We start from the raw sequence: 26,617 nt of genomic DNA, 5'->3' as shown, positions 1-26,617 counted from the left end.
GCGCCATGACAGACTGAGTGCAGCGTTGGAAGTTTGTATGAGCCCTGACTACAACTACTGTCCAGGCGTTTCGGTGAATTGACCTCGATTAATCTCCAGCTTGATCCAAGTCATCGAGCAATCCATCTTTGATTTGCCTGTCGATGTATCTGACAGTTGTATCTACGAGTTGGATTAGCTCGTTTACATCAGCGCTCGTAACGGCCAACGGTTTGTTTTGAATATTCTTCCCGTTGCGATGCACAATGTCATGGCGATTGGTTATTGCGTATCTTAACTTTGGTAGGTGTTCTGCTGGAAATGTCGTAGAAAGTACTGATTTATACAGTCCTGGTATCCTATCGAGATTGTGGAAGCTAATTCTGTCAATTTCGGAAATTATTGAGTCATTCATTATCGCTTGTTTTTCATAAAATTCCGACAGGGTAAACTTTTTCTCTTTAAATGCATCATGGCTTTTTACGAATTTCTTTTTAATCGCCTCCCTATTGATTACTTGTTTTTTTAAAGTGTCGGAAAGGTAAGTTTCCAGTGCGGTAATTACCGCTGCATATAACATTCTTGCGAGTGTTGGGTTGCTAGTGGATAAGCTGGAAACCTCGTTGATATCCTCTATCGCCGTAGTGAATACTTCATAGAATTTCGTATGCTCTTGGTGGAATTCAACTAGGTCATCGAACGCTTCAGTCCAGCCACCATCGACCAGTTCTGTAATGTCTAGAACGCATTCTGCGTCGGGAGAGGTAATCTCCAAAAGTGCTACTGCATAGCTTTCATATGTTTTGCACGGAAAGTCATAGTCGCCCGCGGTAGGCCGATTTGTAAAATAAAGATCAACTCCGAGCATGAACTTCAATAGTTTTTCATTGTGTTCGTTGAGCGATGTTGAGATAGGTAGGTATAAGGATTTCTTTTCCTGTTTTATTACTTTCAGGCAATCGATCCAATCTTTAAGGGTAGAGTTCCTGACCGTATCAGCAAACTCGGAAATTCTCTCGGGCGCTATGGTGAGCGTTTCTTCAATGTCGAAGCAAAGCTGTTGATGTTGCTCATTGAATTCTTGCTCTAAAGTGTTGTAGTTGTATCCATCTAAGTCGAGCCGTCTGCGCAGTTTTTCAGCTGTCATTTTGTAAAGGTATTTTTTTACAACTGTCCCCGGCTCATAGGGTGAGTTCTTGTACAGCTCCTCTGCTCTGTAACTTTCTATAACTCGTTCGGACTTTCTAAAATACCATTCGCTATAATGGTTTTGCGAATCAAATATCGGCATTCCATCGAGAGATACACCAGACCAGCTTGACATGTCTTCACCTTGGGAAGCGGGTAATGATGCTGGTGAGTCTATCTTCGTAACAAAAACAAAAATAGCGATTTGATGGTCCGAGTCAGGTGAAATGGGTGAGAAGACTGTCGCGTATCAATGCTAAGTCTGACTCGGTGAACCCGAGTAGCTCTCGACGCTCGTAAGTAACCTTTGGGGCATCCCGCTCGGCGCGATCATTCAAACCGAATTGATGAACTTTTGCGATCCAAGAGATTCGTCCGGTAAAGCCAACACTGATAGCATTCCCATCAACATGCACTCTCATAAAACTTGCCATCTGCAGCTTCTGAAACATCTTCACTTTCCGCTTCACACGGCCCCGTTTCTCACGCAGGTTGCGCTTTTTGCGCGGCGCATACTTGCTGCCATCCGGGTTCTGCTGGGCAATGATTCGTTGCTGCTGGCTGCGCCGTAACTCCTGGCCGATGCTCCGCGCCAACTTGTTGCGGGATGCCGGCTCAAGCTGCCCAAGCAATCCCGCTGCCCATTCTTCCAGCGCCTCCAACCGGTTGGTCATTGCGGAAGCCCCCATTCACTGCCAGTGCCCTGTGCGCCAGGTATCCAGTTAGGATCGAGAAAGTCGGCAGCCCGTTGCGGTTCGCCGGGATGTCGAATGGTGGTGTTGCCCTGGTCGTCCTTGCCCACCACCACTCGCTCGGTCAAGGGGAGCGTCAGGCTCATATCGACCTTGCTGTTATCGAGGATGTCGGCCTCGAACCGGATACCAGTTGAGGCCTTGCTCAGGTTCTCCAGCAAATCCGATTGGTGGATGCTCAGCCATCCAAGCAGCGGCAGCATGACGCTATCGGGGTGACCGGCGAAGTCGGTGAGGATGACCTGCAGGTCGAAGCTGTACTCGAACGAGAACGTATGCGCTGCGGTGCAGCGGACCTTGCCGTTGTCGATGAAAATCAACAGCCGGTCAGGGTTGTGCTTCAGCTCACTGACAGTGGCGAGTAAATGAGCACGCAGGTTTTCAGGTTTGTTCATCGTTGTTTCTCAGTTCCATAGGTTCACCGTCTGCCGTTGCGGGCCAGCAGCCTGGATTTCGGGCATTTGCACCATAAGGCCTTGCGGCAAGGTCGGGCCGTGATCGGCGAGGCCGGGGTTGGCTTCGAGTACCGCCTCGGTCACGCCGGCGGTGCGCCCATAGTGACGCCAGCACAGGGCATCGACAGTGTCGTTCTGCTGGGCGCGGATGCTGACGGTCATCAGATCAACTCCACGGTGGTGCGGCCCAGACCGAGGAAGTCGCGCACGGCCCAGCGTTGGTCGCGGCGCAGTTCGTCGATGCTAGGGGTCAGTTGCTCGGCGTTCTGGTTGCCGCTGTTGGTGCTGTCGTAGGAGCGGTAGCGTTCGCAGATCTCCGCGCCGGTCGCGGCGCAGATCGCTCGCTGGTAGAGGTGGACGCGCTCTGAAATGCCCTTGATCAGTTCGGCCGGGACTTCGTCGAGGGTGGCGTAGCCGTTGGCCTGTTGGGCGCGGCGCCATTCGGCGAACTCGCGGTTTACGATGATCGCGGCGGCGATGGTCGCAGTCTCAAGGCGGATCGGGGTGACGCTGGCGTCGATGCGTAATGTGCCGCGCACGTCGTCAAGATCAATCGATGGCCAGAAGGGGTCGGTGTTGATGTGGCCGGCCGGGGAGGTGGTGCCGGTACCGCCCGCTACGAATCCGCTCATGAATCTGCGCTCTGCTGTAGGTCGCCGGTGGTCGGGGCTTCACATTCAGGAGGAGCGGCCTGGCCGAGCCGCCCCGAGCCGGCGGGGTGCGTGGAGACGCTCGGTTAGCCGCCATTGGCGGCGAGTTTGTTGAGCAGGCGTTCGGCCCGCTCCAGATCCTTCTTGCCACCGCAGGCGTCGTGCAGGTCGATGGCTTTTTTCAACAGTTCGATGCCGGCTTGCACCTGTCCGGGCTGGCCGGGTTTGTCGTCGGTTATGCCCTCCAGTGTCGCGCGGCCCATGGCGAGGAACAGCTTGGCGCGGGCCTGGTCCGGCATGTCTTCGGCGTCGGTCAGTTCGGCGGTGCGATGCAGGATGGCCAGGTCGAACGGTTCGCCGACCTTCTGCGCCTTGAGGGCAACGGTGGCTACTTCTTCCGCAACCAGGCATCCGGTGGTGCGCTCGAACCGGTCAGGCATAACCAGTTTGTGTTTGAGGACATAGTCGGCAATATCCAGAGCGCCGCTATAGTCCTCAGCGTCGATACGCCAGACCATGATGGTCGTCATCACATCGTCCTGCGCACCTTGGCCACGTTCCAGTACACCCTGCACATAGGGGATGTATTCGGGCAGTAGCAGCCGTTTGAGTTCCGCCTTGCCCTGGTTCGATTGCACCTGTTTCAGGCGCAGACGGTCTTGCAGCAGTTGGTTGAGCTGATGTTCGTAAGCCGTGGCGCCGGCCATGGTTTGAGTGGGATTGGCCGCTGCCGCTTCGATGGCCGCACTGACACGCATAAAATGGCGCCGGCAAGGATTGGTCATGGTGTCGGCCTCAACTCAGGGTGATGTTTTCGGCCATGGCTGCGCAGCCCAGGTCTTCAATCACGTAGCTTTCATTGACCGACTCATAGTTCTCGACGCGGTCGCGTTTCGCGTTGTCCACGACGGTGCGGCGGCGGGTGCCTTCTTGCCAGTAGATCGACAGGTTATCGAGGCGAGTGACTAGCAGACCGTTCGGGGGGAAGTGCGGCACCCGCACCGCCGGCAGGTTGCCCAGGCGTTTCTGGCTGGTGACGATGTCGGCAGCCAGCATTTCAGTCGGCGCCTGAGTTTTGTTGATGATCGGGAAGTATTTGTCGGCCAAAAGTTGACGCCCGCAGATAACCACCAGATCGGTGTCTTCCTGATACCACGGGTCGATGAATTCGTTGACCATGCTGATGACCAGCGCGTCAATGTTTTCGAAGTCTTTGCCTGCGCCGATTTCGATTTTGCCGCTACCGGCCGAGACCTCGGCCATGACGCGCGCTTCGTTCTCTACGCGCATCTTTTGCAGCCAGCCGACGTTCACGTCCTGCAACAGCGGGTTGGTTGTCGGGTTCGAGGTGGCGGCGCGGCTGGTGCCGTTCCAGCCGATCATGATCCGGTTGAGTGCCTGAGCCTTGATGATTGCGTCGCGGATGCGTGCCTGGAAGTCTTTGAATTTTGCCCACTGGTCCAGCTTCTGGTAACGCAGGCCAGTGTCAAAGTTCGTCTGGGTGCAGGTGTATCCACGGTTGTCCAGGCTGCTCGGGTCACGCGGTTCGCGATCCTTCACGGTGGTGTCCGTGGTGCTGGCGATGGTGCCGTCGATACCGATGCCGATCTTTTCGCCGGACTGCTCAGACACGCCGTAAATGTTGATCGAGCTGAGGAACGAGCTGGATTCCTGAATTCGGGTTTCCAGCGTCTGAGCAACGCTTGGTGCTGCGGTGAATTTGGTGGTGACGTCGCTTACGCCGTGCAGTTGAGCAAGCTGATGCAGGTAGGCGTTGAACAGTACTCGAGTGTCGTTGCGCATGGTGGTCGTCCTTGGATATTCGGGGCGGCAGTGGGGGGACTGTTAACAGTCGGTCACGACCGAGTGATCGCCGCCGGTTATCGGTGGACGCGTCTTTTGGTTGTGGTCTTGGGTGTTGGCGAGTTTGGTTTTCAGCTCGGTGAAGTCCTTGCTCAGTTGATCGAGCTGGCTTTTCAAACCGGTAGAGAATTTCTTCTCGGCGGCGAGTTGGTCGGGTAGATCCTTGACGTGTTCGGCGACGGCTTCGACGGCATCGCTGATCTGCGAAAACTCGCTCTCGTCCTTGGCTTGCTTGCCCTTGAGCAGGTTTTGCACCTTGTTGAACAATTGGGCGCCGATGCTTGGCTTTTCTTCAAATTCTTCGAAGGTGAGTTCGATTTCGACCGCCTCGGTGAACATCGAGGTCGCGGAGTAGTGGCGATCCTTGAACGGGCTGACGTCAGGTTTCTGGGCTGAGAACGCCAGGACGTCGGTGCCCAGGCTGGCCGGCGAATCGGTGACCGCCAGACCGACGATGTAGGCCTCACCGGTGTCGGCGAAGCTCTCGTCAATTTCGACTGAGGTGTAAATTTTTTGCTTGGCCTTGTTCATGGCGATCAGCTCGGGCGTTGGCTCGACCTGGGCGAACAACGCCAGTTTCTTCTGGCCGCCGATATCGACTTCCTCCGTCTTCACCGCGAGCACGTCGCCATAGGCTTTGAAAGGGCTATCCGGCAAAACGCTGCGGTAATGCTCCAGCCAGATGCGGGCGCCGTAGGTGGACGTGCTGAAGTTCTTCGCGGCTTGTTCCAGCCAGGTGCGTTTGATGTGGCGTTTGTCGGAGGTGGCGCCCTCGACGGCGACGCGGAACCAATTGCTGCGAAATTTCTTCATGCCGGGAATCCTCAATGCGTGGGGCGCTGAAAGCTGTGCGATGAGGGGCATGGTCGTGACGCGCGCGAGTTGCGGCAACGAGGCGGGACTGTAGGGAGGGGGGCTACAAGGGGCGGCGCTATTGAGTCGCGGGCGCGGGCGGCAGCATCGCGGCCATGACTACGACCGCACTGTTGCCCATCGATCCCCGCCGCCAATCCAAGTTCCTGTACTGGATGGGTTGGCGCATCTGCGAGATTGCCGAGGCTACGGGCGAAAAGGAAAAAACGCTACACAGCTGGAAGGCCCGCGACGAGTGGGACCGGGCCGACAACGTCGAGCGCATCGGCGGGGCACTGGAAGCGCGGTTGGTGCAGTTGATCCTCAAGGACAATAAGAGCGGCGGTGACTTCAAAGAGATCGACCTGCTGCACCGGCAGTTGGAGCGCCAAGCTCGGATCCAGCGCTTTCAGGGAGGCGGTACCGAAACCGACCTCAACCCGAACCTTGCCAAGCGCAACGCCGAGCCGAAGAAAAAGGCCATCAAGAACGAGATTGACGAAGACCAGATCGAGCTGCTGCGTGAGGCCTTCGTCGATGGTTGTTTCGACTACCAGAAGGATTGGTACCGCGCCGGCAATCAGCGCACTCGCGTCATCCTCAAGAGCCGGCAGATCGGCGCGACTTACTACTTCGCCCGCGAGGCGTTCATCGATGCGCTGGAGACCGGGCGCAACCAGATTTTCTTGTCGGCTTCGAAGAACCAGGCCTACCTGTTCCGGGGCTACATTCAGGCGTTCTGCCGCGAGATTATCGGTGTCGAGCTGACTGGCGATCCCATCGTTCTGCCCAACGGTGCCGAGCTGTTTTTCCTCGGCACCAACGCTCGGACCGCCCAGGGCTACCACGGCAATTTCTACTTCGACGAGTTCTTCTGGACGTTCAAGTTTGAAGAGCTGAATAAGGTCGCCTCGGGCATGGCGATGCACAAGAAGTGGCGCAAAACCTACTTTTCCACGCCGTCGAGCATGGCCCATGAGGCGTACACATTCTGGACGGGCGAGCGCTTCAACAAGGGCAAGCCCGCCGCGCAGCATACGAAGGTGGATGTATCCCACAGCGCGCTCCAGCAGGGCCGGTTCTGTGAGGATCGGTTGTGGCGGCAGATCGTCACGATCCTCGACGCGGAGCGGGGCGGTTGTGACCTGTTCGACATCGAAGAACTGCGCCGCGAATACAGCCCCGAGGCGTTCGCCAACCTGCTGATGTGCGAGTTTGTCGATGACGGCGCGAGCATCTTCCCGCTGACCCTGTTGCAGTCCTGCATGGTGGATAGCTGGGTCGAGTGGGCCGAGGACTACAAACCTTTCGCCATGCGCCCGTTCGGCGACCGCCAGGTCTGGATTGGCTACGACCCGGCCGAGACGGGCGACTGTTCCGGCATGGTCGTGGTCGCGCCGCCCCTGGTACCGGGTGGCAAGTTTCGCATCCTCGAGCGCCACCAATTCCGGGGCATGGACTTCGCCGCGCAGGCCGCGTTCATCAAAAGCGTCTGCGACCGCTACTGGGTGACCTATATCGGCATCGACGTGACCGGCCTGGGCAGCGGCGTGGCCCAACTGGTGCGCCAGTTCTTCCCGGCGGTGGCCACCTTCAGCTACTCCCCCGAAGTCAAAACCCGCCTCGTACTCAAGGCCTACGACGTGATCCACAAGGGGCGGCTCGAATTCGACGCCGGCTGGACCGACATGGCGCAGTCGCTGATGGCAATCCGCAAGACCGTCACCGCTGGCGGTCGCCAGTACACCTACACCGCCGGCCGCAACGACAACACCGGCCACGCCGACCTGGCCTGGGCGCTCTTCCACGCATTGCACCACGAACCGCTTGAGGGGCAGACCACTGCCAACACCGGGCGCATGGAGATTTACTGATGACCGAACAAATGGCCAACCAGACGCTTTTGCCCGCAACCACGTCCGCTACCGGCGCCGGGACGCAGGTGTTTTCTTTCGGCGAGCCGACGCCGGTGTTGGGTGGCCGGGAGGTCTTCGATTATCTGGAGTGCTGGTTCAACGGGCGGTGGTATGAGCCGCCGTTGTCGCTGGACGGGTTGGCTCGATCAGTGGGGGCGAGCGTGCATCTGCACTCGGGGTTGATGTTCAAGCGCAACCTGTTGAGCAAGACGTTTATCCCGCATCCGCTGCTGTCGCGGGCTTCGTTTGAGCAGTTCGCCCTGGACTTCTTGTGTCTGGGCAATGGGTATTTTGAGGGGCGGCGTTCGCGGTTGGGCGGGGTTCGGAAGCTGGAGACGCCGTTGGCTAAGTACATGCGCGCGGGGCCGGACGGGCAGTTTTACCAGGTGCGCGGGTGGAAGGATGAGCATGCGTTTGAGCCGGACAGCATTTTTCACCTGCGTGAGGCGGATCTGCACCAGGAGATTTATGGGTTGCCGGAGTGGATCAGCGCTTTGCAGTCGGCGTTATTGAACGAGTCGGCGACATTGTTTCGACGCAAGTATTACGAGAATGGCAGTCATGCAGGGTTCATTCTGTACATGACGGACGCGGCGCAGACCGAGGCTGACATTGATGCGCTACGCAAGGCGCTGAAGGAGTCGAAGGGGCCAGGCAACTTCCGCAACCTGTTCGTCTACTCGCCTACTGGCAAGAAGGACGGGATTCAGCTGATCCCGGTCAGCGAGGTGGCGGCGAAGGATGAATTCAATTCGATCAAGAATCAGACGCGGGATGACGTGTTGGCAAGCCTGCGCATTCCACCGCAGTTGATGGGCATCGTTCCTCAAAACGCGGGTGGGTTTGGATCAATTCGGGAGGCAGCACAGATCTATGCGGCCAATGAGTTGGAACCGATTCAGACTCGGATGACGCAGATAAATGAATGGCTTGGCGAAGAGGTTGTAAAATTTAAGTTGTATGAGATTAGCGGGGCTTAATGCCCCACCGTTGAGCAACCGATAGCGTATGACGTTTTATTTGAAAGCTTCATAGCCCGGACTAATTGACGCAAAAAGTTGTGAAAGCTTTTTGTTATTTTCTATGAAGGCTATTTGGTTGTTTTTTTCTTTTTCTAATTGGGCCTTTGCTTGTTCATATTCACTTGTGTCAAAAGCCTGTTTTATAATTGATAAGGCAATCTCGTCATCCTTAAAAAAATCAAGATGATTGCGCATTGACATGAGGCTACCGTATGGCCCTTTGTCGTGATAAAAACCTCTCAAGAGTTTGTAAGCTTTTTTTAAGTGTCCAAGTTTATAGAGACTCTCGATTAACCTCATTTGATAGAGTGATGTGTGTTTGTCGCCATTTTTTAGCCATTTTCTTGCTAGTTTAGCGCATGCTTTGAATTTCCCTGAGTCGTATAGAAAGGCAATTTTATCTATAGCTTGTTTTTCGTTTTTCGGGGTGTGATTCAAAAGCGAGGCCTGTAATTCTAGGTAAAGCAAATAAAGTGGGTAATATGCGTATGCTAAATATGAGCAGCTTGGAATAAGTGCCATGAATGGCCCCGGAGTGGTTTCGATCCGGTAAGTGTTTAACTTTAGTCGTATTTCCTCAATCAAAAGTATTTCTTTAGCAGTTGTGTAGTCACTAAGGTTAAAAATCTTATCAATGATTTCTTCGCAAGTTATTTTGTGCTCAAGTAATGTGTCTCCGATGGGTATCATTATTTTTTGCAGATTTATATCGCTGACATGCTTTAGGGTGAAGCATTTGTTCTGAAGTCCTAACTTTAGATCGTGTTCGTTTAAGTTTCCCGATCTTATTTCTGATTGAAAGTCGCTTGAAGAGTTGTAATAAGTGTCTTTCATGGTTGTGCAGAATAAAAAAAATAAATCTTGTTTGAGAGAGTTTAGGTCTCTGATGACTATAGGTCGTAGTTTTTTTCTTTTCGCTCTCTGTGGGAGTAAATTGAAGATCGTGTAAAAAACTACGGCGGAGAATAGTGATAGCGAAAGTTGATACCAGAAGCCATTTTCTTTAATCCATGCTTGGAGAGCCTGAAGTATAAGAGTGGCGTAAGCGATGCAATCTTGTGAAATGCTGAAAACTATATTAAAAAGCGAATTCGCTGCTTCGCTTACCAGTATCGCAAAGTCTTGCTCCATCGTCACATCCTTTAGCGTCAATTTATGGTGCACGTTATACAGAGTCGTTTCAATGAATGCCGAACACATACATCAATTGCGACGTACCGGTGATTTAGCCGTATGTTCAATTGCAAGCTTTCTAAGTTTCGTGAAGTATAACGGTCCTTTGTTATTCTTCAAAACTCTCAAATTCGAGCGTGCCGAAGTTGACGCTGCTTGGCTTTGTAACGATTTCGATGTCATGGATATCTAAATGGTTTACATCCCCGTTGAGATCGCCGGAAATGGTTATAAGTACTTCGGATTCAAATTCTACTTCTGTGCTTTTGCTTATGCTCCCGAGTGAGACGTAGTCTCCGTCATAAGGATCTTCCGCCGACAGAGAAAACTCACCGGTAACCTCAATGGCAATAATGGCGTCCGTTTCAAGTACTACATATTCTGGCTTTCTTACAATTACACGAAAGTCATAAGTCTGGAACTCGAAGGAAGAGAATTTTACGCTGCACCCATCCGCCTCCCAGTAATGATATGCATCAGCCTCTTGGTCGGGAGTGTATTTATCCAACTCTGATTCAAAGAGCCATTCTACTTTCTCAATAAAATCTTGGGCTTCATCCCCCGTTAATGCTTGTTTCAAATTTGCTAACAAGTTGAACACCATTTTAGGGTCTGATTTGTTCAGTTGTGCTAATGCTGCGGCTAGATCTTTTTCGTAGGTGATGAACCGAGAGTTATGACAAAAACCCTCCCAGTCTTTATCGTCAGCGACCGCTAAAACTTGGTAATTATTACTCGACGCCCATCCCTCTACAGCGAATAAAGTGATTGCGTCGGGGAATTCATTTTTCTTTTTCCCGGCTTCAGCAAACGGAGGGCAATTAGAGAAATATTTTTCTAGGATTTTTGAAAGGCTAACGTGGTTTTCAGAGTTTAATACCAGTGCGCCAGTTTTTTCTATGAATCCATCGAGTCTTTTTTTTGCAAGTGATTCAATTATTTCTTCTGAAATTAATTTGTCTTTTGCATCGGTTAAAGCACTTCCGTCGAAAAAAAGATGTTCTGATGCATCGCTTAAGGACTTTTCCAGTGATAAGCGTGCGGTTTTGATATGCCGCTCTAGGTGACTACTAATTTCGCTTTTTATTACATCGGGAAGTATGTATATGTATTTGCTCTCTTTAAACTGAGTCAGTTTTCCCAGCAGACCTCGCTCTAAGCGCAGGCCATGCCGATCAAAAATTGACGTATCAACTAGTAGTGCGTCGTATTTAGGGATTTCTTCGTCTTCGCTCACGTGGCCTCCATTCACTCAAGTTTTTTTATTTATTCGTTAAAGCGTGACTCCTGTATGTTTTTCGAGCTTTTGTTTTATCAAGCCTTTGGCCAACTGAGCCAATAAGTCGAAAGTGAAGCCACTCGCTTTGAGCGCACCGTCTTTTGTCAGACTCCAAATTTTCTCGTCTCTGACAGAGTCGGCAAAATCGTGCCCAAGAGGAGTAAGTCCCGAAAATATGTACAAGCCACCAGCATTTCGTGGTTGTTCAAAGAGACCACTACTTATAGCAAGTTTGAGGTGATACTCGACTTGAGCAGGGGTATATCCGTCGATCACCATATCGGTCTCAAAATTTTCATAAGAAACCAAATCGTTTGGCCCTTGGTGATCGCTCTCTACTTCTAAAACAACCCGTCGCATAAGATCCATTTCTCTTTGCATTTACCTCTCCTGACTTTACCTCTGGCTGCGCCCTGCGCGTGCCCACATTTTGATACTACAGCGCAAATTGTCTCCCTGCATGCCCCTCTAGGGCCTTTCACACTCCACAATACGAATTGCGCGTGCGCCTGATAATGATTGCCGTTTGCCGTTTGTAGTTTGAGTGCTTTAGTACAGCGCGCGCCGTCGTCCCCCCACCTCGCCCGCGGTACAAATAGGTCTTTTTTTCCGCAGTTCTGCGGAAGACTTAAGACAGCCACGGTTGGGCGTTGTCATGATAATCGTGTGGTGGGAGAAAGCCTGCGAATCCCTGCAAAGGACACGCCGGATTAGTCGTAGGGATAGGGACTGATCTGAAACTTCGCTGAACAATCAATTGCATATGAACTGGCTCACCGGTTACATCTACTCACCAGTGTATCCCGAGGTGACAGTCTGGATAGAAATACTCAAGTGAAGGTAGGGGAGCGGCAGCTCAGCTACAACGCACGTAAGCACTTCGGGTCGGATTGTCGACGTCATCAAGACACGTCGCCTTCGAGCCGAAGTGCATTGGCGGAGCACTATTAGGCCTTACGGTTGACCTCCTGCATGTACTCGGTCCAGTCAGCATAAGGCGTAACGTATAGGTGATGGCTGTCCAGCCCGGAAGCCGGTGGCCAGGTTACGTGTTTACTGATCACAAAAATTTCGCGGTCAGGATTGAAGTAGTAGCCTGTTACGACGTTCCGCCCATAAATGCCTGGAGTCGGCGCTCCCGTCATCGTTTCGGGATGGGAGTGCTTTTTCGTCCAGATCACCTCATTTTCGATCCAGCGTTTTATCTCCATAAATTTTTCATTCATTTCATCCGGCTTGGAAAACCAGCTGTTGAACAGCTCGGACGCGTTTTCTTGAACGCTTTCCTCGAGCGGAATACCGCCCAATGTGAGGCTGCTCAGGTACTGGGTGACGGCTTTGGTAATGATAGAGTTGCGCGGTTCTCCCGTGCGTAGCGCCCAAAGATCCAGTTGGTCTCTGACAGTGTCATTTAGTCGTACGGATAACATATCTATTCTCGACGATGTTGCATTGAAGGTTGCATACGTTGTATGCGTTCATGCGCATACTATGTATTGCATGGCTTCTGGTCAATCCTTTTTTGACTCGAGTCCACCGATAGCTCAGGGGCAATTGGGGACGCCGTAGGTGTTGGTCCACTTCAATTGCGCCTCTTCAAAATAAGCCTTTCGCTCCCCATTTTGTGTTGATTTTCAGGAGCGCGGTCGGAAAAAAGTAATGTGATAATTCGGATATCGGTAGACCGCTGAAAGCCCCGTATTCATTGGCTCTACTGGATTACCGCAGACAGTGATTTTGAGTAATGAAAAATGTAATGTTGGCGTAAGCTATTGATTCATAATGGATTAATATGTAAAAAAATTACTTCTTAAAGAGGTGATTACCTTACCTCTACATTACTCAAAAATTACCTGATGCCGATCCTCTGCAGGCTAGATAAATCAAGGCTCTCAGGCTAGGCAGTGGATTAAGTTTTCGAAATTACCTTTTTCCGATGTCGCTCCCCAAAAAGCGAGGAGCCCCCTATAGCTATCTGCGCGGTCGTTTGTCTCAAAAAAACATGGGACTGCCATGGGAACGCTTGCGCGCTAACTATCGGCCTAAACCCCCTTATAAACCGGGCACTGGCCTCGTGAAAATCTCAATCGGGCGGTTTCGAATCTCTCCTTCACCGCCAAATTCGATGTAAACAAAACCCCTGGTTTCGAAAGAAACCAGGGGTTTTGTGCATTCTGGCGTCCGGATTTTTTTGGTCACAGAGATCGGTTCGGCATCCCTTTGCCAGGGCATTACAATCGCGGTTTTATCCGGCATGTAAAAGGACGACCTCCATGATCATTTCCACCACCCACTCCATCGAAGGCCGGCAGATTACGGCGTATCTGGACATCGTCAGTGCCGAGTCGGTGCAGGGCGTGAATGTGATTCGCGATATGTTCGCGGGCATGCGGGACTTTTTTGGCGGGCGTTCGCAGACGCTGGAGCGGGCATTGAAGGAGGCACGTATCCAGGCGACTGATGAGATCAAGGAACGTGCGCGGGCTTTGCAGGCGGATGCGGTGGTCGGGGTGGATTTCGAGATCAGCATGCCCGCAGGGAAGGGTGGCATGGTTGTGGTGTTTGCGACCGTTACGGCGGTCAAGTTGCGCTGAGGCTAGTGAGCCCATTCAACGGAATGGGCTCTGTGCTGATAATCAGCCCTGCGGTTTGAGCAGGATGGTGCCTTTCGAATCGTAGGTCAGCGGCGTGTCGTTCGCGACGAGAGGCGGCGTATCGCCGGGTTGAACTGGCTGAACCGGGTCTGGGTGGTAGATCACGCCAGGCTGCAACGGACTCGGTCCGGTTGGCTGCTTGATGACGATTTCACCCGAAGCGATCTTTTCCTTGAGTTTCTCCGCCCCGGCCTTGCCGGCGGCGATCTGTTCATCCGTGAGCTTTACAACAGGCAGTGTCGGTAATCCTTTGATTTCCATGTTCTCTCCTTGAGATTTATTGCGTAGGAAAAAGGGCAGCGGCCGGTCGCCGGGAATCTTTAGCCGCGTGACACCAACGGTTCGTCATTGTGTTTAATTTCCGTGGGCCATTCGTCGGGCTCCGGGTGATCTGAACCACAAGTCCAGGAATGACCGGCTAGTCTCAAAAGCCTTGGAGGTCGATATTTTTTCAGGCGAAAGGGTTCGCCGGTGTCGGCCCGCATTTGAGAAGGGGAGCAAAGATGACTGATCCGTACATCGAAGACGACGGGGCTGAATTTTCATTCAATAATTGCGTGCGCTGCGGCCAGACGGAGTATCAGGCCGGATTTGGCGAGGATCCGGTGCAGACCGGCAAGATCAAGTCCACGGCACCCAAGGGCCCGAAGGCGAAGTTTCTGCCCAAGGTCACCACCCGCTCCAGAAAGTGAGTCCTGTCCCGCAGAGCCCCGTCATTGAACGGGGTTTTTTATGCCTGCCTGGTAGAGAAGCGTCCTACATTGATTGAAGCTTTTGTCCGGTTTTTTCACAAACTTTTCACACCCGCCTGAGTAGGGTGAAGCCATCCGTTAGAAAGCAAGTCTCCAGCCCGTCTCCCCAGCGGGCTTTTTTTTGTCCGTCATAAAACCTTTTCCATATCCGCTGTCCAATCGGCGCCAAGTGCGCTGCAACGCTGGACATTGCCGCGACAACAGCATTCAATCTGCGCCCTTTTTTCTTCCTTCTGTTGAGGTTTTCGTCATGCGTTTAACTCTGCCTGCTCTGGTTCTGGGGCTTCTGGTTGCTCAAGGTGCAATGGCTGGTGACGGTACCGCCGCACTGGGTGGCGGTCTCGGCGGCGCGCTGGGTAACGTGGTTGGCCAGAAAATGGGCGGCAGCACCGGTGCAGCGATTGGTGCTGGTGTAGCCGGTGCTGCCGGCAGCGCATTGGCTGCCAAGAAAGGTGCCCGTACCAAAGCAGCCATCGGTGGCGGTGTCGGTGCGGCGGGCGGTTCGGTGATCGGTAACAGCCTGGGCGGCAAGACTGGCGCCACCATCGGTGCAGGCCTGGGCGGCGCAGCCGGTGGCGCGGTGGGCAGCAATCTGTCCAAGGGTCACAAGCGTCACTGATTGCCAACGCATGTCTGAAAAGGCCCGGTTTGATGCCGGGCCTTTTCGTTGCTGAACGTTTTTCCCGAATTCGCCTCCAATGCTACGTAGCCCCCTCCGCGGGCGAACCGTCCCGACTCGGGACCTGTGAGGTCTGTATGCGCTTGACATTATCCGCATTGGTTTTGGGATTACTGGTAGCTCAAGGCGCCATGGCCGCTGGTGATGGCACAGCCGCCGTGGGTGGCGGATTGGGTGGCGCGCTGGGCAACGTGGTCGGCGGCCAGCTCGGCGGCAGCACCGGTGCTGCGGTGGGCGCTGGTGTTGGTGGTGCAGCCGGCAGTGCTGTCGGCGCGAACAAACGCAATCGCACGGAAGCCGCCATTGGCGGTGGCCTCGGCGCCGCAGGCGGTTCAGTGATCGGCAACAGCCTCGGCGGCTCCACCGGTTCGACCATCGGCGCAGGGTTGGGCGGCGCAGCGGGTGGTGCGGTCGGCAACAACCTGGGTGACGATGGCGGCAAGTCGCACTCCGGCGGTGGTCATAAGCACAAGTACAAACACAAGAATCGTCATCGTTGAGTGATCGGTTCTACGAAAACCCGGCTTTATGCCGGGTTTTTTGCGCCTGCGCGTCATGCGCAGGAACGAATAGCGACCATACTTTTCGAACGTTTACACATTTGAGATTAATGAGGTGCGCCATGACTCCCGAAACCGAAGGCAAGGAAGAAAAAGGCCCGAGCGGATTGCCGTTTATCAATGATCCGGGGAATGAAGATCCGGGGTCGTTGATGGATGATGCGACGGTTCCGCTTATGGAGGGTGAGGAGGAGCTTGAGTATGAGGATTTTGATGATGATGAGTAATTGGCTCCTATAGATTTTTAGGGCCAGAGGTCAGGCCCTTTCAGGTTAATGTTGACTTTCAGTATTTTATCCATTCGAGGTAGAAGGAACGCTGAAGCTCTGGATCGTTTGTTAGATTTTCATCTTCATAGTCAAAAATAAAAACAATGTCGTCCAATGTCGCTTCTTTACCTAATGAAAGTTCGTATGCTTTTAGTCCTAGTGACATCTGTGAAGACATGCTTGATGTGTGGACGTTTAGTTTGGATCCTTTGCAGAAAAACGTAATTTCTGGATTGTCTTTCCGTAGTAAGCCAAAGCACTTATAGAAGTCGCTGGCCTCATATGTTTTTGGGGTGTTTTCGAGTTTTATTGTTATGGCTTTTGCGTCACTGTCGCATATCAATTCTATGTCTTTTTTTTCGTTCTTCATGCCTATGCATATGGTGAATTTTGAGATCATTTGTCTATTGTCCTGTAGGGGTTTGGAATCGAATAACCAAACTCTCTGCCGTCATCGATGATAAGAGTAGCGCCTAGAATGTCTTCCCTCTTTATCTTGTTAGGGATCGCAATTTCTTGTTCTCTGCCAAATCTATAAGCAGATCCCAGCTCCTTTTTTAAGTCATGTCCTGGGACTCTTTTTAGTGTGTAAAGAAATCCAGGTGTTGTGAAGCTGGATGTCGCGAATTCTTTGCCCATGTCCCTGGAGAGCGATGTGCTAATAAAGTTGCTTGGAGGGTAATCACTATCAATCGAGTGCAGTAGCAAGTCATTGCTGTTTCCCTTGCTTGTAAAACCGTTCTCAAAAATTTCTGTTGGGTCTCTCTGGTCTCCACGGTACAGATATCTTTGTTCTATTTTTGGGGTGGGGGGCGCAGGGGGTATATCGCCACCTTGGATTTTTTTGTTGGCTCGACTGCTTCAGTTGAGGTTTTTTTACAGCCATCGGCTCCGGGGCAATTACTTAACCCCAACGGATCCACCCACCCCGTCGGATTCGGCACGTACTGGTACTGATTCAACCCACCCGCCAGCTTCACCGGATCCGGCGTCAGATACCGCCCCACGTCCGGGTCGTAATACCGGTGCCGGTTGTAATGCAGCCCGCTTTCGTCATCGAAGTACTGCCCCTGAAACCGCAGCGGCTGATTCAGGTAGTCCTCGGTTGCCAGCTCCAGCGAGGTGACCTTGCCGTAGGCGCTGTATTTGGCCGACCAGACGATGTCGCCGCTGTAGTCGGTCAACTCTTGCGGAGTGCCGAGGTGGTCGAGTTGGTAGTAGAACGGGCAGGCGCGTTTCGGGCCTTTGCCGTCGAGCATCGCCAGCGGGCGGAAGGTGCCGGGTTCGTAGATGAAACTTCGGTGTTGTTCCTTGCTGCTTTCGGCGATCAGGTGGTCGCCTTGCCAGAAGAATTCGGTGGTCTGGCCGTCGACGGTCTTGCGGATGCGCCGGCCAAAGGCGTCGTACTGGTAGCTGGCGCTGTTGCCGTCGGGGCGGGTCAGGCCGATCAGGCGGTGCTGGCTGTCGTAGCGGTATTCGGTGATCAGTATCTGCGCGCGGCCGCGGCGTTCGCGGATCAGGTTGCCGAAGGCGTCGTAGTCGTAATGGCGGTCGCCCTGCATCCGCAGGCGATTGCCTTTGATCTGCGTCGGGCCGGGGCGGTCCTGCAGCAGCAGGTTGCCGGCCGGGTCGTGGGCAAAGTTTTCCGGCACATCGTCGCGGGTGTGGCGTACGCGGATCAGCCGGTCTAGGGCGTCGTAGGTGTAGCTGCGCTGGCCGTGGCGGGTGTCGGCGATGTGTTCGAGGTTGCCGTTGGCGCTGTAGGCAAAGTCGCGGCGGTACAGCGCACTGCGTTGATGGCCTACGGCGTGGGCGCGTAAGCGGCCCTGTTCGTCGTAGGTGTATTCGCTGAGCAGCAGGCCCTGCTGGCGCTGCTGTTCGCGGCCGTTCTGGTAGACGTGGCGGGTCAGCAAGGCACCGTTGAGGTCGATCGCGGTCAGCGCCCCGCCCTTGGCGTAGTGGTAATCGAGTTTGCTGTTGTCCGGCAGACGCAGGCGGGTGAGCTGGCCGCAGGCGTCGTAGGCGTAACGCAGGGTGCCCCAGCCCTGATGCTCGCGCACCAGCCGGTCCTGCAGGTCGTATTCGAAGGCCAGCGGGTGATCCTGGCCGTCATCCACGCCGACCAAACGGCCTAAACGGTCATAGCGGTAGCTGACCTCGACCCCGTCCGGCAGGGTCTTGAGCAGCAATCGTCCGGCGCTGTCACGTTGGTAAGCGGTGACCAGCGTCGAGCCGTCGTCGCCGAACTCGGTCTTCTCCAGCAGATGACCGTTGCGGTCGTAGGCGTAGGCGGTGCGCCGGCCATCGAAGCCGGTTTCCTGTCGGATCAGTCCGGTGGGCGTGTAGTCCAGCCGATACTTTTCGCCGGACTCGTTCTCGATTTCCGTGAGCAGCAGCTGCGCATGGTCGTAGCGGTATTGCAGACGCGTGCCGTCGGGGTTGATCCGCCGGCTGACCAAATGCAGGTCGTCGTCATATTCGTAGCGGGTGATGCGCCCCAGTTCATCGCGTTCGGCGGTGATCTGGCCGTAGGCACTGTAGGACCAGGCGCGGGTGGCACCGTTAGGCAGCGTCGTCTGGATCAGCCGGCCAACGGCGTCCCAGGCATGACGGGTGACCGCGCCATGTTCGTCCTGAACCGTCGTCCGCCGCCCCAAGGCATCGTAGGAAAACTTGCGAACCCCGCCGTCCGGCAGACTCTCCTCGACCAACTGGCCCAGGTCATTCCACATGAACACGTGCCGGCCACTGTCCGGATAACGGACCGACAGCAACCGCCCCTGCGCGTCGTAGTGGTAATGGGTGACGTGGCCGTCCGGATCGACCGCCTCGGTGATATCACCCTGGGCATTACGCCGGTACGTCCACACGGCATCGCCACGTGAACGACTGTGCAGGAAACCGTTGCGGTATTCGTAGGACGTCGGCGCATCGTCCGGCGGAATCAGCGCGATCAGCCGTCCGGCATCGTCGTAGCGGTACTCGGTAACCGCCCCCAGCGCATCCTGCTCGGCGACCAGCCGACCCTGCGCGTCATAAGCCTTGAGCTGTTCGCCACCGTCCGCCGCGACCTGACGCACCAGCCGCGCGGTGTCGTCGTGGACGTAAGTTTCCTCAGTGCCATCGACGTAATGCACCGTGACACGGCCGGCGTCATCCCAGACGTAACGCGTGTCCATCTGCGAAAACGAGGCCCAGTGCCGCACGCAACGTGCTGCCTTGCCGGCACGCTCCCACTCCCAGAAAAAGCTCGCGCCACCGGCCAGCTGCCGTTGCAGGATGACGTGCTGGTCGTCGTAGTCGTAACGCTCGCTTTCGCCGACCGCGTTGGTCGCCTCGATCAATCGATGACGGGCGTCGTACCGATAACGGGCGAGGGTCTGCTCGGTGCGCCAGGTCGACTCCCGAAAAACCTGATAATCGACCGCGACCAGATGCGCCCGCTCGTAGCGCAGCAACAAGGACCGGCCAGCGCCGTTATCCAGCCGCTGAATCCGGTCGGAAAGATCCCGATGCACCGTCAGACGATTGCCATACGCATCGCTGACAGCCGTCAGACGCCCAACCCGAAAGTGATAAAACCGCGCCCCGTCCCCCGCCAGCGCAACGATCAACTCCTCCGGCTCATCTCCCAGAAAGATCGCCGCCCGCGACAAGCTGTTGTGGATTTCCGGCCGCTCGACATTCGGCAACGGAAACCGCGTCCGCCGGTTCTCATGGTCGACCCAGACCACCGAAGCGCCATCAATCTCCAGCCGATGCGCCAGCGAATGACTCCAGCCAAACCCCAACCCAACATCGATCTCGGCCGCACTGCTGCGGTACAACCGGCTGAACTCAAATGGAAGCAGCCCATCGAGCACACCATCGGTCAGCGTTAGCAGCTCTTCACCGGTGACCATCGAAACCGGACAGCCATTGGTGCAGGTCCTCGGTGCACAATCGGCACTGTCACCGTTGGGATTTTTTGCCTGATCCGAAGCATCATCCCGAGGCTCGTGCCGTTCCATTCGTGTCATGCCGTGGGACTTGTCGCGGGCAATGGCCGCCGGATTGGGCACCTTCAGCACCAGCGCATCCCCCGTGCGAACCTCCAGCGGAATAGCCGGTGTCGGCCGCAACGGTGCCGGGCCTGCATTGACCATCAGCGGTTTCAACGCGCTCGCATGCCGGGTCAGATCAGGCGCGGAGGTCAGCTCCGCCAGCCGCAGCGCCGAAGCCGCCAGCCATTCCCGCGCACGCGGCGACTTGATCTTGCCCAGTACCTGGGTGCTCAACCGCAGCGGCACACCCATGCCACCGGACACACACATCAGCAGAAAACTGACCAGCAGCTCAGTCCGAACTTCAGCCAGCACCTCGGCCAGATACTGCGGCGGCAGCATCTTCAGCCAGCTGGTAAAGGCCGCCAGATAAATGAACAGCAACGGCTCGTCGCCGAGCATCAGCAGGCCATTGGCGATGGCCTCGGAGGACGCCGCGAGCAAAGCATCCAGTTCAGCGCTGGACAGGTATTGCAGAAGCTTTTCGCTGTTGGCCTGCAAGTCTGCAAGCAGGGCAAACAGCTGTTTCACGTCATCCCAGACGCCATTCAGCGCAGATTCGAAACCGTGCCAGTCAGCCCGTTGCAGCTGCCCGTAACGCTCGGTGAAACCGGCGCTGGAAAACGCCGTCCACTGCGGTTGAAACCCTTTCCATTCCTCACGCAGCCAGCCTTCCAGGCCATCAACAAGGCCCTGATACGAGGCGTACAACGTCTGGATATGCGCGGTGGAAACATCGGGAAAGAAGGTGATGCGATAACGCTGGCCCCGGTCGCAGTCGCTGACCTCGAGAATGCCGGTGGGGCCGATGGTGTGATGCAGCGGTTCGCCGAACCCCAAAACGCCGTCGACATCGGAAATCACCGGTTCAAGGATCACCGGCGTGTTGCCGATCGGCACAAACCGTGCGGCTTCGAACATGTGCACCAGCGTCAGGGGGCCGGTGGCGGGGCACATGACCACGGAGGAACTGATGGGTCTGCGGCTGCCAACCGGTGCACTGAGCCGGACATCGTTGCCGACCTGGAACACTTGCTCGACACCCAGCGCGGTGCCTGTCCAGAACTGTTCGGCCCAGGCGTCATAGTTGTTGAGACAGAGGCGAAACTCCTGAAACAGCTTTTCGACATCGGGCTGATCAGGGTTCAGCGCAGCGACCACCAGCAAACCAATGCTGTTGTTCAATTTCAGGAGTGGATCAGGTGGAAGCATTGGCAGTCACTCGCGCGCATCGGGGGAATGGCGCGAAACTTTGCGGGGGATCGAACAGGAAAGAAGTCAGCCGAGTAGGCGATGTCTGTAGGGCGATTCTCTAAATGTGCGGGAGGGCGTTCGGCGGACAACCGACATTGCCCGTTGCTCAACCTCGGCCGCGCTCGTTATGCTGCTGAACCCTTTAATCAGATCCAAGCAGCGGCGCTACCCACGCCGCCCGGGATGTCTTTGATAACGGATCCGATGATGAATGCACCGCTGAAGGCGTTCGGCCCGATCAAGGCCGTGATTTTCGATATGGACGGTTTGCTGCTGGACACCGAGGGCATCTACACCGAGGTCACCTCGCTGATTGCCGAGCGTTACGGGCGCACCTTCGATTGGAGCATCAAGCAGAACATCATCGGCCGTGGCGCCGGCGATCTGGCGCGCTACGTGGTTGAGGCGCTGGACCTGCCGATCACCGCCGAAGAGTTTCTGGTAATCCGCGAGCCGCTGATGCGCGAGCGTTTTCCCACCGCGCAAGCGATGCCGGGCGCCGAGGAACTGATCCGTCACCTCAAGGCGCACAACATTCCGATTGCGGTCGGTACCAGCTCATCGCGTCAGTCGTTCGGTCAGAAAACCACCTTGCACCGCGACTGGTTCGCGCTGTTCGACTTCATCGTCACCGCTGACGACCCGGAAGTCGGCGCAGCCAAACCGGCACCGGACATCTTCCTTACCGCAGCGCGTCGCCTGGGTGTGGCGCCGGAAGATTGCCTGGTGTTCGAAGATTCGCCATTCGGCGTGACAGCCGCGAAAGCAGCCGGCATGACTGCCATCGCCATTCCCGATGCCGCCATGGCCGATGAAAAATACGCACACGCCGACGGGATTCTTCGTACGTTGAAAGCGTTCACGCCGAGTGCATGCGGATTGCCGGCGCTCGACTGGGCCTGATCAAACCGCCGACATAAAAACGCCGCCCCTCTGTCAAAGGAGGGGCGGCGTTTTTCGTTATCGACTATCTGATCAATCAGGCGCCGAAACCACCATCGATGGTCAGGCTCGCACCGGTGATATAACCGGCCTCCGGGCTTGCGAGGTAGGCGACGAAGCTGGCGATTTCCTCGGCTTTACCGTAACGACCCACCGCCATCAGCGGGATCAGGCTGTCGGCAAACTCGCCGTGAGCCGGGTTCATGTCGGTGTCAACCGGGCCAGGCTGCACGTTGTTGATGGTGATGCCGCGTGGGCCGAGGTCGCGGGCCAGGCCTTTGGTCAGGCCGACCAGTGCGGACTTGCTCATCGCATACACGCCGCCACCGGCGAAGGGCATCCGGTCGGCGTTGGTGCTGCCGATGTTGATGATGCGCGAGCCTTCGCCCATGTATCTGGCGGCTTCCTGGCTGGCGATGAACACGCTGCGCACGTTGATTGCCAGGGTCTGGTCGAAGTCTTCCAGTTTGAAGTCTTCCAGCGGCGCGACGGCCAGCACGCCGGCGTTGTTGACCAGGATGTCGAGGCGGCCAAAGGTTTTGACAGTGGCGTTCACCGCGTTGCGGATGGCGCCGGCGTCGGCGCTGTCAGCCTTGATCGCCAAGGCTTTGCCGCCGGTAGCGGTGATGCTGTTTTGCAGTTCTTCAGCCTTGGCGGCCGAGCTGACGTAGGTAAAGGCAACCGCGGCGCCTTCAGCAGCCAGGCGTTTGACGATGGCGGCACCGATGCCGCGAGAGCCGCCTTGAATCAGAGCGACTTTACCGCTGAGGTGTTGAGTGGTCATGTTCGATCTCCAGAAGTTTCAAGGCAGGCTGCCTTGGTGTGGTGTCGAGTATCTGCCCCTCGCCAATAGGCGGGTAGACCGTGGTTGCTATAGTCTGTGTAAACCAAAAGTTTAGAGTGGCGGCCATGGAAACCTTTAGCAGTATCGAATGCTTCGTGCGTAGCGCCGAAGTCGGCAGCTTTGCCGAGGCTGCGCGACGCCTGAGCCTGACACCGGCCGCCGTGGGTAAGAGTGTTGCGAAACTGGAAGCGCGCCTCGGCGTGAGGCTGTTCCAGCGTAGCACCCGTCGGTTGACCCTGACGGAAGCGGGGCAATTGTTTCTGAGTGAGGTCAGCGGCAGCCTGACCACCATCCAGAACGCTGTGAACAATCTGGCCAGCGCCGGCGGCCAACCGGCGGGTACGCTGAAAGTCAGCATGGGCACGGTGTTCGGCCGTTTGTACATCGTGCCGTTGCTGGGGGAATTCCTGAAAAGATTTCCGGCGATCAACCCGGACTGGCACTTCGATAACCGCCAGGTCGATCTGATCGGCCAGGGTTTCGATGCAGCGATTGGCGGTGGCTTCGAACTGCCCCAAGGCGTGGTGGCGCGCAGGCTGACACCAGCGCATCGGGTGTTGGTGGCTTCCAAGGATTATCTGGATCGGTACGCACCGATCAGCGAACCGGACGACCTCACACTGCACGACGGCATCCTGATCCGCTCACCGCAGACTGGTCGCGTGCGCTCCTGGCAATTGACGCATCGCACCCGACAACACAGCCCGCTGACCCTCAAGGCGCGAATGACCATGAGCGATTCCGAAGCCGCCTGCGCCACGGCGGCGCAGGGGTTGGGGATTGCGCTGGTGAGCATGCCGTTCGCCGTCGGCTATCTTGAGGCGGGGACGTTGCAGCGGGTCCTGCCGGACTGGTACGTCGACGACGGCAACATCTCCATTTATTACGCCGAACACAAACTGCTACCGGGCAAGACTCGGGCGTTCGTCGATTTTGTCATCGAGCAGTTTTCAACCCAGGGCCTCGCCGAACGGTTCAACGCGCAAAACGTGCTGGCCAGCCGATGATGGTTTTTGGCCGTGGCGTCGCATAGGTGCGTACCTTGGAGGTCGACAAGCCCAGCCGCACCAGCGATTCGGCGATGGTCACGGCCGCTGTGACGCCATCCACCACCGGCACCCCGGTGCGCTGACGGATCTTCTCGTCGAGCCCGGCCATGCCGCCGCAACCGAGGCAGATCACTTCGGCTTTATCCTGAGTCACCGCCAGTTCCGCCTGATGGACGATCGCTTCCAGCGCCCGTTGCGGCTCGTGTTCCAGCTCCAGCACCGCCAAGCCACTGGCACGCACCGAGGCGCAGCGATCCCACAGGCCGGACAGTTTCAGCCGATCCTCAATCAGCGGCACGGTGCGATCCAGCGTGGTCACCACCGAGTAGGCGTGGCCAAGGTACATCGCGGTGCTGGCCGCCGCGTCGGTAATGTCCACCACCGGCACGTTGAGCAACTCCTGCAAGCCTTCGCGACCGTGCTCGCCGTAGCCGGCCTGGATCACCGCGTCGAACGGCTGGTCGTAGGACATCACCCGGTCCATCACGGCGATGGCCGCCAGATAACTTTCGAAATTGCCCTCGACTGAATCGGCGCCGAAGTATGGCGTCAGGCCGACAATCTCGGTGCCGGGGGAAGCGACAGCCTGCGCCGAACGAGCGATGGCCTGAGTGATGGATTCGGTGGTGTTGACGTTGACCACGAGAATGCGCATGGGAAGTCCTTATTGCGGTTGGTTCTGCGGCCCCGCGAGGGGCCGCCAAAAGATTCAGTGGCTGACGTTGTCGACGGCGATGGCTTCACCGTCGACGTCGGCGTAGTGCGGCTGGCGTTTGGCGATGATCAGGTAGAGCATCCCGGCAATGCCGGCGCCGATCAGCCAGGAGAAGGGCGAAACGCTGTGGAAGCCCGGCACCAGCGCCAGAACGATCGCGATCAAGGCGGCCGGAATAAACGCTGCGACCGCCCGCAGATTGACCCCGCGGCTGTAGTAATACGCGCCGTTCGGGTGTTCGCTGTACAGCTGCGGCACGTGGATCCGGCCTTTGCGGATCAGCCAGTAGTCGACCATGATCACGCCATACAACGGGCCGAGCAGGGCGCCGAGGCCGGACAGGAAGTACACGATCACCAGCGGGCTGTTGTAGAGATTCCACGGCAGGATCAGCACGGCGATGGTGGCACTGATCAGCCCCGCGCGGCGGAAGGTCAGGTACTTCGGCGCCAGGTTGCTCAGCACGAAGGCCGGGGCGACGAAGTTGGCCATGATGTTCACCGCCACGGTGACGATCAGGAAGGCCAGGCAGCCGAGCACCAGAAAGAACGTGTTGGGAATCGAAGCAATGATTTCGGTCGGGCTTTCGATGATCCGCCCGTTGATCTGAAATTGCGCACCGCACAGCAAGACGGTGATCCCGGCGAACACCAGAATATTCACCGGCAGGCCCCAGAAATTTCCGATCTTGATCGTTTTGCGGCACGGCGAAGAGCGGGCGAAGTCGCAGAAGTTGAGGATCAGCGTCCCATAGATCGCCAGCCACAAGGCGCCGCCGGCAAAGATGTTGCGCCACATCTCACCGCCGGTCAGGGGTTCGCGGATCGACCAGGCAATGGTCGCGTTGGCCTGGGTGTACATCCACGCGGCGAGGCAGGCGACGGTCAGCAGAATCACCGGCCCGGCGAAGGCTTCGTAGCGGCGCACCATTTCCATGCCGTAGGCGAGGATCGCCAGTTGCACGAACCAGATCGCCACGAAACACACCCAGCCCAGGCTCGACAGGCCGAGGATCGAGTTGTGATCGTAGTCTGCGAAACCGGGATGGATCGCCGTGAGCAGCACGCGAAACACCACCGACGCCAGGTACGTCTGAATTCCGAACCAGGCGATGGCGATCACCGCCCGGATCAATGCAGGAATCTGTGCCCCGTGAATGCCGAAACTGATCCGGCTGATCACTGGAAACGGCACGCCGGTTTTCTGCCCCATATAGCCGGACAGGTTCATGAAGAAATACACCAGCGCCGCGCCGATCCCCAGCGACAGCAGAATCTGCCAGCCGCCCAGGCCCAGGGCGTACAGACCGATGGCAAACGAGTAATTGGCGATGTTGTGCACATCGTTGGTCCACAGGGCAAAGATGCTGTATTTGCCCCAACGCCGTCCTTCGACCTTGGTCGGTGCGAGGTCACTGTTGTGCAGACGCGGGCTCAATTGCAGCGGTTCGGCGATGCCATCACCGGCCACGCTGTGGTCGAGGGTTGAAGAGGCGGGCAGATTCAGCGCGATGTTGTTATTGGAGAGACTCGTACGCATTCCGGCAGGCTCCTGATGTCCGGGTCGCGATGACTGTGCATGAGCGCTCGGGCTCGGCAGATCTTCGTCGCGGCGGTGAAACATCACTGGTTTCGGGGCATCTGCAGCCTGTACGGGATAGGGCGCTTCAGGCTTGCGGATCGAAAGTGTGGGTTCATGTTTTGCGGTTTTGTATACAAAACATGTAT

26 protein-coding genes and 1 pseudogene are annotated in these 26,617 nt (G+C 56.2%); 9 read left to right on the top strand and 18 right to left on the bottom strand.

Annotated features, from left to right (window positions below):
* Positions 1–88: 88 nt before the first annotated feature.
* From ACM6JM_RS22920 to ACM6JM_RS22885, 8 genes are all read right to left on the bottom strand, one after another.
* Complete coding sequence (locus ACM6JM_RS22920; RefSeq protein WP_414882540.1) at positions 89–1,303, bottom strand: HEPN/Toprim-associated domain-containing protein; 1,215 nt, start codon at positions 1,301–1,303, stop codon at positions 89–91.
* 82 nt (positions 1,304–1,385) lie between these two features.
* Positions 1,386–1,841, bottom strand: a complete 456-nt coding sequence (locus tag ACM6JM_RS22915; protein ID WP_414882539.1) for a phage virion morphogenesis protein — start codon at positions 1,839–1,841, stop codon at positions 1,386–1,388.
* On the bottom strand, positions 1,838–2,314 hold the full coding sequence (locus ACM6JM_RS22910; RefSeq protein WP_414882538.1) for a phage tail protein: 477 nt from the start codon (positions 2,312–2,314) through the stop codon (positions 1,838–1,840). The genes ACM6JM_RS22915 and ACM6JM_RS22910 overlap by 4 nt, the downstream gene beginning before the upstream one ends.
* Positions 2,315–2,323: 9 nt before the next feature.
* Complete coding sequence (locus ACM6JM_RS22905; RefSeq protein WP_414882537.1) at positions 2,324–2,536, bottom strand: tail protein X; 213 nt, start codon at positions 2,534–2,536, stop codon at positions 2,324–2,326.
* Positions 2,536–3,006 (bottom strand): head completion/stabilization protein, encoded by a 471-nt coding sequence (locus ACM6JM_RS22900; RefSeq protein WP_414882536.1) that lies wholly within the window; start codon positions 3,004–3,006, stop codon positions 2,536–2,538. The genes ACM6JM_RS22905 and ACM6JM_RS22900 overlap by 1 nt, the downstream gene beginning before the upstream one ends.
* Before the next feature lie 104 nt (positions 3,007–3,110).
* Positions 3,111–3,809, bottom strand: a complete 699-nt coding sequence (locus ACM6JM_RS22895) for a terminase endonuclease subunit (RefSeq protein ID WP_414882535.1) — start codon at positions 3,807–3,809, stop codon at positions 3,111–3,113.
* A 10-nt stretch (positions 3,810–3,819) separates the two neighbouring features.
* Positions 3,820–4,827: a phage major capsid protein, P2 family gene (locus ACM6JM_RS22890; RefSeq protein WP_074690443.1), complete on the bottom strand. Its 1,008-nt coding sequence runs from the start codon at positions 4,825–4,827 to the stop codon at positions 3,820–3,822.
* Between the two features lie 42 nt (positions 4,828–4,869).
* On the bottom strand, positions 4,870–5,700 hold the full coding sequence (locus ACM6JM_RS22885; protein ID WP_414882534.1) for a GPO family capsid scaffolding protein: 831 nt from the start codon (positions 5,698–5,700) through the stop codon (positions 4,870–4,872).
* Between the two features lie 155 nt (positions 5,701–5,855).
* On the opposite strand from ACM6JM_RS22885, the gene ACM6JM_RS22880 reads away from it, so the two are divergent.
* Positions 5,856–7,613, top strand: coding sequence for a terminase ATPase subunit family protein (locus ACM6JM_RS22880; RefSeq protein ID WP_414882533.1), 1,758 nt, complete (start codon positions 5,856–5,858; stop codon positions 7,611–7,613).
* 11 nt (positions 7,614–7,624) lie between these two features.
* Complete coding sequence (locus ACM6JM_RS22875; protein WP_414882620.1) at positions 7,625–8,635, top strand: phage portal protein; 1,011 nt, start codon at positions 7,625–7,627, stop codon at positions 8,633–8,635.
* Between the two features lie 36 nt (positions 8,636–8,671).
* On the opposite strand, the gene ACM6JM_RS22870 is transcribed toward ACM6JM_RS22875, so the two are convergent.
* The 4 genes from ACM6JM_RS22870 to ACM6JM_RS22855 form a co-directional block, all read right to left on the bottom strand.
* Positions 8,672–9,808, bottom strand: coding sequence for a hypothetical protein (locus tag ACM6JM_RS22870; protein ID WP_414882532.1), 1,137 nt, complete (start codon positions 9,806–9,808; stop codon positions 8,672–8,674).
* Positions 9,809–9,959: 151 nt separating this feature from the next.
* The gene (locus ACM6JM_RS22865) at positions 9,960–11,087 is read right to left on the bottom strand and encodes a PIN domain-containing protein (RefSeq protein WP_414882531.1); all 1,128 of its coding nucleotides are present in this window, start codon (positions 11,085–11,087) and stop codon (positions 9,960–9,962) included.
* A 36-nt stretch (positions 11,088–11,123) separates the two neighbouring features.
* Positions 11,124–11,510 (bottom strand): DUF2513 domain-containing protein, encoded by a 387-nt coding sequence (locus tag ACM6JM_RS22860; RefSeq protein ID WP_414882530.1) that lies wholly within the window; start codon positions 11,508–11,510, stop codon positions 11,124–11,126.
* Between the two features lie 566 nt (positions 11,511–12,076).
* Positions 12,077–12,559, bottom strand: a complete 483-nt coding sequence (locus ACM6JM_RS22855) for a hypothetical protein (RefSeq protein WP_414882529.1) — start codon at positions 12,557–12,559, stop codon at positions 12,077–12,079.
* Between the two features lie 843 nt (positions 12,560–13,402).
* Between ACM6JM_RS22855 and ACM6JM_RS22850 the strand changes: the two genes are divergently transcribed.
* Entirely contained in the window at positions 13,403–13,723 is a 321-nt protein-coding gene (locus tag ACM6JM_RS22850) for a YbjQ family protein (RefSeq protein WP_414882528.1), read from the top strand.
* Between the two features lie 42 nt (positions 13,724–13,765).
* Here the strand turns inward: ACM6JM_RS22850 and ACM6JM_RS22845 are convergent, their stop codons facing one another.
* A complete protein-coding gene (locus ACM6JM_RS22845) occupies positions 13,766–14,044 on the bottom strand; it encodes a hypothetical protein (RefSeq protein WP_039769951.1) in 279 nt (92 codons plus the stop codon).
* Between the two features lie 242 nt (positions 14,045–14,286).
* On the opposite strand from ACM6JM_RS22845, the gene ACM6JM_RS22840 reads away from it, so the two are divergent.
* The 4 genes from ACM6JM_RS22840 to ACM6JM_RS22825 all read left to right on the top strand — a co-directional run bounded on the left by ACM6JM_RS22840 (position 14,287) and on the right by ACM6JM_RS22825 (position 16,001).
* Positions 14,287–14,475, top strand: coding sequence for a hypothetical protein (locus ACM6JM_RS22840; RefSeq protein WP_039769953.1), 189 nt, complete (start codon positions 14,287–14,289; stop codon positions 14,473–14,475).
* A gap of 310 nt (positions 14,476–14,785) precedes the next feature.
* Entirely contained in the window at positions 14,786–15,154 is a 369-nt protein-coding gene (locus ACM6JM_RS22835) for a glycine zipper domain-containing protein (protein ID WP_039769955.1), read from the top strand.
* A 137-nt stretch (positions 15,155–15,291) separates the two neighbouring features.
* Positions 15,292–15,714 carry a YMGG-like glycine zipper-containing protein gene (locus ACM6JM_RS22830; RefSeq protein ID WP_039769957.1) on the top strand — a complete coding sequence of 141 codons (423 nt, stop codon included), beginning with the start codon at positions 15,292–15,294 and terminating at the stop codon, positions 15,712–15,714.
* Between the two features lie 122 nt (positions 15,715–15,836).
* Positions 15,837–16,001, top strand: a complete 165-nt coding sequence (locus tag ACM6JM_RS22825; protein WP_169429543.1) for a hypothetical protein — start codon at positions 15,837–15,839, stop codon at positions 15,999–16,001.
* Between the two features lie 58 nt (positions 16,002–16,059).
* On the opposite strand, the gene ACM6JM_RS22820 is transcribed toward ACM6JM_RS22825, so the two are convergent.
* Both ACM6JM_RS22820 and ACM6JM_RS22815 read right to left on the bottom strand, forming a co-directional pair.
* A complete protein-coding gene (locus ACM6JM_RS22820) occupies positions 16,060–16,443 on the bottom strand; it encodes a hypothetical protein (protein ID WP_414882527.1) in 384 nt (127 codons plus the stop codon).
* Positions 16,440–21,298, bottom strand: a pseudogene (locus tag ACM6JM_RS22815) (RHS repeat-associated core domain-containing protein). The gene ACM6JM_RS22820 and the pseudogene ACM6JM_RS22815 overlap by 4 nt, the downstream one beginning before the upstream one ends.
* Positions 21,299–21,547: 249 nt before the next feature.
* Between ACM6JM_RS22815 and ACM6JM_RS22810 the strand changes: the two are divergent.
* On the top strand, positions 21,548–22,243 hold the full coding sequence (locus ACM6JM_RS22810; protein ID WP_007960113.1) for an HAD-IA family hydrolase: 696 nt from the start codon (positions 21,548–21,550) through the stop codon (positions 22,241–22,243).
* A 76-nt stretch (positions 22,244–22,319) separates the two neighbouring features.
* On the opposite strand, the gene ACM6JM_RS22805 is transcribed toward ACM6JM_RS22810, so the two are convergent.
* Positions 22,320–23,066 (bottom strand): 3-oxoacyl-ACP reductase family protein, encoded by a 747-nt coding sequence (locus tag ACM6JM_RS22805; protein WP_414882526.1) that lies wholly within the window; start codon positions 23,064–23,066, stop codon positions 22,320–22,322.
* Between the two features lie 125 nt (positions 23,067–23,191).
* On the opposite strand from ACM6JM_RS22805, the gene ACM6JM_RS22800 reads away from it, so the two are divergent.
* Entirely contained in the window at positions 23,192–24,133 is a 942-nt protein-coding gene (locus tag ACM6JM_RS22800; RefSeq protein ID WP_103386418.1) for a LysR family transcriptional regulator, read from the top strand.
* Here the strand turns inward: ACM6JM_RS22800 and ACM6JM_RS22795 are convergent.
* Positions 24,102–24,830: an aspartate/glutamate racemase family protein gene (locus ACM6JM_RS22795; protein WP_039769968.1), complete on the bottom strand. Its 729-nt coding sequence runs from the start codon at positions 24,828–24,830 to the stop codon at positions 24,102–24,104. The genes ACM6JM_RS22800 and ACM6JM_RS22795 overlap by 32 nt on opposite strands.
* Before the next feature lie 54 nt (positions 24,831–24,884).
* A complete protein-coding gene (locus tag ACM6JM_RS22790; protein ID WP_039769970.1) occupies positions 24,885–26,429 on the bottom strand; it encodes an NCS1 family nucleobase:cation symporter-1 in 1,545 nt (514 codons plus the stop codon).
* Positions 26,430–26,617: the final 188 nt, after the last annotated feature.

It is taken from the genome of Pseudomonas sp. IT-P2 (genome assembly GCF_949767575.1).
In the GTDB taxonomy this organism is placed as follows: Bacteria; Pseudomonadota; Gammaproteobacteria; order Pseudomonadales; family Pseudomonadaceae; genus Aquipseudomonas; species Aquipseudomonas pharyngis.
This window is presented reverse-complemented; position numbering and strand designations above follow the sequence as displayed.